General features: G+C 50.6%; 4 protein-coding genes and 2 pseudogenes. 3 read left to right on the top strand and 3 right to left on the bottom strand.

The features are described 5' to 3' along the window. Positions 1 to 396 precede the first annotated feature (396 nt). Entirely contained in the window at positions 397 to 1,302 is a 906-nt protein-coding gene (locus NJC38_RS28865; RefSeq protein ID WP_253118177.1) for a LysR family transcriptional regulator, read from the bottom strand. Between the two features lie 50 nt (positions 1,303 to 1,352). Between NJC38_RS28865 and NJC38_RS28860 the strand changes: the two genes are divergently transcribed. Then, positions 1,353 to 2,267 carry a DMT family transporter gene (locus NJC38_RS28860; RefSeq protein WP_366856703.1) on the top strand — a complete coding sequence of 305 codons (915 nt, stop codon included), beginning with the start codon at positions 1,353 to 1,355 and terminating at the stop codon, positions 2,265 to 2,267. 167 nt (positions 2,268 to 2,434) lie between these two features. Here the strand turns inward: NJC38_RS28860 and NJC38_RS28855 are convergent. After that, positions 2,435 to 2,655: pseudogene (locus NJC38_RS28855) on the bottom strand (hypothetical protein); the annotation flags it as partial. 95 nt (positions 2,656 to 2,750) lie between these two features. On the opposite strand from NJC38_RS28855, the pseudogene NJC38_RS28850 reads away from it, so the two are divergent. Next, positions 2,751 to 2,900 (top strand): annotated as a pseudogene (locus tag NJC38_RS28850) (GlxA family transcriptional regulator); the annotation flags it as partial. Between the two features lie 16 nt (positions 2,901 to 2,916). On the opposite strand, the gene NJC38_RS28845 reads toward NJC38_RS28850, so the two are convergent. Continuing rightward, positions 2,917 to 3,879, bottom strand: a complete 963-nt coding sequence (locus tag NJC38_RS28845) for a helix-turn-helix domain-containing protein (RefSeq protein WP_253118176.1) — start codon at positions 3,877 to 3,879, stop codon at positions 2,917 to 2,919. A 256-nt stretch (positions 3,880 to 4,135) separates the two neighbouring features. Here NJC38_RS28845 and NJC38_RS28840 point away from each other — a divergent pair, with 256 nt between their 5' ends. Further along, a complete protein-coding gene (locus NJC38_RS28840; RefSeq protein ID WP_253118175.1) occupies positions 4,136 to 4,393 on the top strand; it encodes a hypothetical protein in 258 nt (85 codons plus the stop codon). Positions 4,394 to 4,769 lie beyond the last annotated feature (376 nt).

The raw sequence follows: 4,769 nt of genomic DNA, 5'->3' as shown, positions 1-4,769 counted from the left end.
TGCGCCCGTGAGGGCAGATAACCAAGGCGTTGCCTTGGTTATCTAATAATCAGCGGCTGAAAATCGGGCCTTTCGGCATCCTCAAGCCGTCCATTTCCGGCTGATGGGCAACTTGTTCGGAGTTTCCTTAGCGGCTGCGGTACAGAACTTGCGCCGACTGGCAAAACTCACCTCTCACGGGCCGCCAACCACGGGATAGGTGCGCCCGAAATCAGCAAAAACCCTCAAATTAACCCACTGACAAAGCAGCAACGGTCAACGAAGTACCGAAAAACCACTTAACAGTGGTGAATAGGTTCTTTGATGAGGCCAAGCTCAGCGTCACGTTTTCTGAAAAATCGACTTTTTAACAGAATTGTCCAGAAGCAGTCACCTGGTCTACAAAAGCTGCTCGACTCAGAACAAGGCGAAGGTGGCCTCCCCCAACGGACGGGCCTGTTGACGTATCTTCTTAGCCATGTGAACAAACGCCTTCGCCGCAGGTGAAAGCCGCTCAAAATTCAGTGCGGCCAGTGCGATTTCTCTCGGTCTAAGTGGCTTCAAACTTCGATATACCACGCCATCAGGCGGTTCTGGCAATGCTAAACGTGCCGCGATCGTCACTGCTGCACCTTGAGCGACAAACCCCAACATCGATGAAAGCTGCTCGAAGCGGAACTGTGTCTTGGGTACAGATCCTGCTGCCGTAAGGAACTGGTCGATATAGGGGCCGGAACCGGCTGCGGTACGGATAAACGGCTGATCATGAAAGTCGTTTGCCGCGACGCTGGATTGACCAGCCAGTTCATGACTAGCTGGTAATACCGCCACCAATTCGTCAACAGCAAGCGTTATCGTATCGAAACGATCATCGGGCAAGACCACGAACCCTAGCTCAACACGTCGCTCCAGCAGCCACTGCGTCACCACATTGTCCACTCCCTCGTCGATATGTACTTCAACGAATGGGTGCTCATGTCGATAACTGGCAATCAACTGCGGCAGCAAGTGCAGTGAAGATGTGGCTCCAAATGACGCGATTCGTAACGTACCGCGTGCGATGCCGCGCTCATGGCCGGCTTCCTGCCGCAAAGCCTCTCTTTGTTGCAGGATGTCATTGGCGCGCACCAACAATCTAGCTCCTGCGTCAGTAGGAGTTGCTGACGCAGCTTCGCGGGTGAACAGGCTTATACCAAGTTCGGTTTCGAGTTGCTTAATCGCGTGGCTGACAGCGCTTTGTGTGGTACCTAGTGCTGCAGCTGCTCGAGAAAAACTACCGATTTTTGCCAATGCAGAGAAAACTTCAAGCTGCGAGAACGTCATGAGTATTTGCTCATTAGACTATTAATTCTGATAAGCAAATACTACGCTCCATGAAAATTTATAGATACTCCGTGCATTTGGGGCTGGTGGGCATGACTGTGCTTTGGGGAGCCTCGTGGCCATGGGGCCGACTGGTCGCACAGTCCATGCCACCGTTAACGGCTGCCTGTCTGCGCTTTCTTCTGGCGAGCTTCGTGCTGGTCTTTTGGTTGCACCAAAGTGGGCTTCTGGGGGCCGTGCGTGCTTTAACTGTCAAGCAGTGGCTGGGGCTGGGTTGCGCATCTGCAGTAGGTGTGCTGGGCTACTCGATCTTCTTTCTGCTGTCGCTCAAGGCGGTGCCGGCAGGGAAAGCAGCCATGGTCGTGGCGCTCAACCCCGTACTGACATTGTTCTTCGCCGCCCTGCTGTTTCGGGAGCCTGTCAACTTGAAGATAGGAGTCGGCGTCATCATGGCGGTTTCAGGAGCCCTGTATGCACTTAGCGGGGGCTCCTTGGCGACCTTGTTACCTGGCCAAGCAGGGAGTGGGGAATTACTGCTACTGGGATGCGCAGGTTGCTGGGTGGGCTATACGTTGATAGGTCGAATGCTGCTGGTTTCAGTAGATTCGCTCACTACGACGACCGTCACTGCGGTGCTGGGAGCCGGATTTCTGCTTGTAGCCAGTATGACGATGGAAGGTACAAGTGCATGGGTAGGGCTTGCTCATGCTCCCAGACAAGCTTGGTTCAGCTTAGCCGCGCTGGCTTTAGGAGCAACTGCACTTGCCTATGCGTGGTACCTCCATGGCGTGAAAATCCTTGGCGCCGGGACTGCAGCGGCCTATATGGCGCTCGTCCCTCTGTTCGGAATTTTGTCTTCGAGTCTATGGCTAGATGAACCTTTGACCCTGCCCCTTGTAGTAGGAGGCGCCTTGGCGATCAGCGGTATGGCAGTCATGAATTGGGGACGTAAGAGTCTTAGCTAATGGGAAAATCAAGTGGAATGCAATTCTCCAGCTCATCAAGTTTGATGACTGACGGGAGCGCCTCTCGGGTCCAATATCTGATGCTTACCCATAGGTTCTGCAGTATGTGAGATTGTTTGTAGCCAAGATGTGTCACCCTGAGAATCCCTCACCTATTATCGGCAGGATGCTTCGTCCATGGCGGGATCACTGAGGGAGAACCAGTTCTGCAGCAGATGAATGTGCAACATGGTTTTCAACGGATAAGGCCTGCGGCACCTCGCCTTGGGTAACGAGGTTCGATCAAGGCAATGAGTCCGCGCCTGGGAACGACTTACTCCATCTCGGCCAGGAAGTGTTCGCGCGGATCTGTTTGCATTTGCCGCGTACTTGAAATTTGAAAGCTCATCTGGCTCACGGTACTGGCTGCTGCTCGTGGCCGGAGGTGGCTATTTCAGCACAGCGTGCGGGCGCTGTGCTGAACTTGATTGGAGCTTCCCTGAATGGTTGGCTGCAGAGCGAGTTGCTAAGGCGCAAAAACTGCTCGAAACGACAGATTTACCTATTGAGTGCGTGGCTGGTGAGGCACGCTTTGGCACTCCATTATCCTTGAGGCTACGCTTCGGTAGTCAGTCTGGCACTTTGCTGTCTTAATACTGCAAGGGTCCGATTAAGAAAATGATTTAAAACGCTCTCGGTATTCCTTCGGTGTGACAGAGTATTTTTTTGTAAAACCACGAATAAAGGTAGACTCATCGCCTAGTCCGCATTTTCTGGCAATCGCCTTGAGTGGTATGTTCGAGGTGACAAGCAGGTGGCAAGCTGCTTCTAGGCGTACCTGCTCTACCATCTTGCTGGGGGTCGAGCCCATGGTTTCCCTGTATCTTCGCGAAAATGTTCTTTCACTCATGTTCATGAAGTTTGCTAAGGATGATATCGATAGATCACCAGTAAGATTGTTGTTCAGCCATGCGTGAAGATCTGAGAATTGACTGCTCTTGGATTGAAGGGTTAATGATGAGCTGAACTGATTTTGATCTCCGGGGCGCTTCAGGAAAACAACCATGTGTCGTGCCACTTCAAGCGCAGCAGCATGACCCAAGTCTGCTTCAACCATTGCAAGAGCTAAGTCGATGCCGGAGGTAACACCCGCTGAAGTCCATAGTTCTCCGTCATTAACATAGATAGGCCCGCGCATCACATTTACAGATGGAAAGTCTAGCTCCAGCTTTTCATAGGTAGACCAGTGTGTTGTAACTTTTCGCCCATTTAATTTTTTGGCAGTTGCCAGTGCAAATATGCCTGTACATACGGAAACTAGGCGCTTAGCTTTATCTGCGTGTTTTACAAAATGTGTAAAAAATTTAGGGTGATTACAAAATTCATGTATTCCAGGCCCGCCAGGGATGATGAGTGTGTTCGCCGCAGGCGATTCTGGTTCCAGCACCATTGCGTTTAGCGAGAGGTTAGAGAGTATCGGTGTCTCAGAGTCTAAAGTAAGGACAGATAAGGCGTAGGGCGGATGGCTAGGATGCGCAAAATGGTTTGCAGCGATAAAAACATCCAAGGGCCCTGCCAAATCTAGCAAGCTAACTTCAGGGTAAGCGATGAACTGAATCAACTTCACTGGCATTTGGATCAGCTCCTTCCAAGAGGCGTACAATTGATTTTTATGATTTTGGCAGGAATTGCAAGCGTTTTGTCATATTCTTGGCCGTTTTTCGTATAATGTATTTCTAATCTTGAGCGGTGCAGGGGGGCGACGAAAAAGCTTCTTTCCTGTGCTAGAAGCGCACTTGAGCATCGTGCTTTCTCCCTAGGTTGTTAACGCAGCTTAAAAATAGTCTCAACTTGGAGTGTGTCCAATGTCAGGTCTTATGAAAAGCGCCATGGGATTCGAAGTCAATATGGATGATGATCTTGAAGGTAAGATATCTGGCATTCTTGGTTTGGTGGAGCGAAACTCTTCGGGTGTTGCTAAGTGTGAGTTGAGGAGGGTTGCCGAAGGAAATAATTGGATAATTGAATGCTTGTGGAATGACCAACAAGCAATGCACGCTCACTTCTTGTCCTGTCAACTGCAAGAGCTGATAGGGTTACTTGTTTCTAGATCCCGAAAAATTGTTTTTGAGTGCGATAGCAAATAAAGTCTAAGTTCTGTCGCAAATGTGCGCAGTGAGGGCGCAAGGTCATAGTCCCAGATGCATTTGGCAAGTTAGTTTTCGAAAAGTTCTATCATAAGGCTAGTACACGCTATTGGTAGAGTAACGACGAAATGGCTACATATTTCATGCCGCACTCTGTAATTTCCAAGTTTCAGCTAGGCGCGTACTATCTGATCGTAACTCTTTTCAAGGGGCTGAACACGCCGTGACTAATCGCAGCAGTGCCGCTAGGGATTCTCCGATCAAGTCACCACAGGCCATCTGACCTGTGCTGAAATAGCCCTCCGTCCAACTGCCCTCTACAAGCCCGCCATCCCATGAGTCAGATGAGCTTTTCCGATTTCGAGTACGCCGGTAA

This window comes from Pseudomonas sp. 21LCFQ010, from assembly GCF_024129905.1.
Taxonomy (GTDB): Bacteria; Pseudomonadota; Gammaproteobacteria; order Pseudomonadales; family Pseudomonadaceae; genus Aquipseudomonas.
Note: the sequence above shows the minus strand (reverse complement) of the source record. Positions and strands in the feature narration are given on the sequence as shown.

Coding starts and splice junctions, on each gene's coding strand:
- NJC38_RS28865 (WP_253118177.1), bottom strand. CDS start 1,302: ATGACGTTCTCGCAGCTTGAAGTTTTCTCTGCATTGGCAAAAATCGGT.
- NJC38_RS28860 (WP_366856703.1), top strand. CDS start 1,353: ATGAAAATTTATAGATACTCCGTGCATTTGGGGCTGGTGGGCATGACT.
- NJC38_RS28845 (WP_253118176.1), bottom strand. CDS start 3,879: ATGCCAGTGAAGTTGATTCAGTTCATCGCTTACCCTGAAGTTAGCTTG.
- NJC38_RS28840 (WP_253118175.1), top strand. CDS start 4,136: ATGGGATTCGAAGTCAATATGGATGATGATCTTGAAGGTAAGATATCT.